Origin of the sequence: Olsenella uli, assembly GCF_016899935.1 — a bacterium.
Taxonomy (GTDB): domain Bacteria; phylum Actinomycetota; class Coriobacteriia; order Coriobacteriales; family Atopobiaceae; genus Thermophilibacter; species Thermophilibacter uli_B.
The window spans coordinates 1-1,746 of the sequence record NZ_JACJJK010000018.1; the positions used below are offsets into that span (position 1 = coordinate 1).

The 1,746-nt window shown below is 68.4% G+C and carries 1 pseudogene; it reads left to right on the forward strand.

The annotated features are described in order from the left end of the window. Positions 1-354 precede the first annotated feature (354 nt). A pseudogene (locus H6A07_RS09670) lies at positions 355-1,476 on the forward strand (IS1249 family transposase). Positions 1,477-1,746: the final 270 nt, after the last annotated feature.

Consider the following 1,746-nt stretch of genomic DNA (forward strand, 5'->3'; position numbering starts at 1 on the left):
GCCCCCGAGCGCCGATGGTACTGCGGAGTCAGTCCGTGGGAGAGCAGGACGTCGCTGACCAACAAGGGGCATTTTGCCGTGCCGGCCTCTAACCGTTCACATCGCCGTTCGAGGAGGCCCCCGGCTCCTGCCGGGGGCCTCCCTGTGTTTGGGGCACTTAGATCTTTTGGGTTATAGGACAAAAAGTGTGTCCGGTTCATCCCCTTTTCCGCAGGTAGATGTCGGAAGACAAGGTCCTGGAGTTGGCCCGCCCCAACTGCCCGCCTGGACAAAATGTGTGTCCGCCCTCCCGCGAACGACCAGCTAGACCATGCTAAAGCGGCCCGATTAGTTGGTCGTGAGGCGGTCCCTGCGGTGAAGACGAGATCCTGCCTCCTCTGCGGGGCGAAGATGAAGCGAAACGGCAAGACGAGCGCGGGCAGGACGCGGTGGAGGTGCACCTCCTGCGGGGCGAGCTCGGTCAGGAGGATCGACGGCGCGGCCAATCTCCTGACGCTCTTCCTGCGCTGGCTGCTCGGCCGCTCCTGGCAGGCGGACATGCCCGGCGGTGGCCGGACATTCCGCAGGAAGACGGCCGCCTTCTGGGAGATCTGGCCGATGCCGCCGAAGGCGGAGGCGCCCAGGAGGGCCGTCTTCGTCGACGGGATCCACCTGGGGCGCAGGGCCGTCGTGCTCATCGCCTCCGACGAGAGGCACGTCCTCGGCCGGCGCCTGTGCCGCTCCGAGAACAGCCGCGCCTGGTCGGCGCTGATGTCGCGCATCGCGGCGCCCGAGGTCGCCGTGTCGGACGGCGGCGACGGCTTCGCCAAGGCGCTCAGGGAGACGTGGCCGGGCGCCCGCCACCAGAGGTGCGTGTTCCACGCCTTCTGCCAGGTGAGGTGCTGCACCACGACGAGGCCCCGCACGCAGGCCGGAGCCGAGCCCTACGGGCTGGCGAGGACGCTGCTCTCGGTCACGACCCTCAGGGAGGCGTACGGGTGGGTCCATGCGCCGCTCGCGTGGTCCGAGCGCTGGGAGTCGTTCCTGGCCGTGACGACCAGGGGCGGGGACGGCTGGGTGGCGCTGACCCTCGAGAGGCTCGCGAAGGCCCGCCGCTCGCTCGTGCGCCTCGTCAACGCCGGGACGCTCTTCACCCACCTCGACCCCGGGCTGGTCCGGGACGGCCCGCTCCCCTCGACCAACAACCGGATCGAGGGAGGGATGAACGCGCGGCTCAGGTCCATGCTCCGCGACCACAGGGGGATGTCGGTCGAGAGGCGCGTCAAGGCGATATTCTGGTGGTGCTACGCGCACAGACCAGACCCGCTGCCCGCCGCCGAGGTCCTGCGCGCAATGCCCACGGACCGCTCGATCGCCGCGATCTACGAGCGCCTGGGCGAGCGCGAGAGGCTCGAGGGGACCATCCCGTAGCGGGACGACGCCGTCGTCTGGTCCGAGCTCCACCACTCGGAGCCCTACCGGATGGACTGGGAATGAGCGGACACACTTTTTGTCCTATAAGCCACGATCCCGTCTCCCACGGCGACGTAAATCGCCGCCTCCCGGTGCCTGTGACTCTTCCTCCCAGCAACGATGGGCCCGTGTCTCACTTGGCAGAGATTCCGCACAGCGCATTTCGCGCGCGAGACATGTGGCTTCGCCTTACGGCAAGGAAGAGTTGTGCAGAAACCGTGGAGCCCCCGATTCCCGGGCCCCGATCGGGGCCGGGCGCGTATAGTTAATCCCCGCGCACGGACGGGCCAGCGC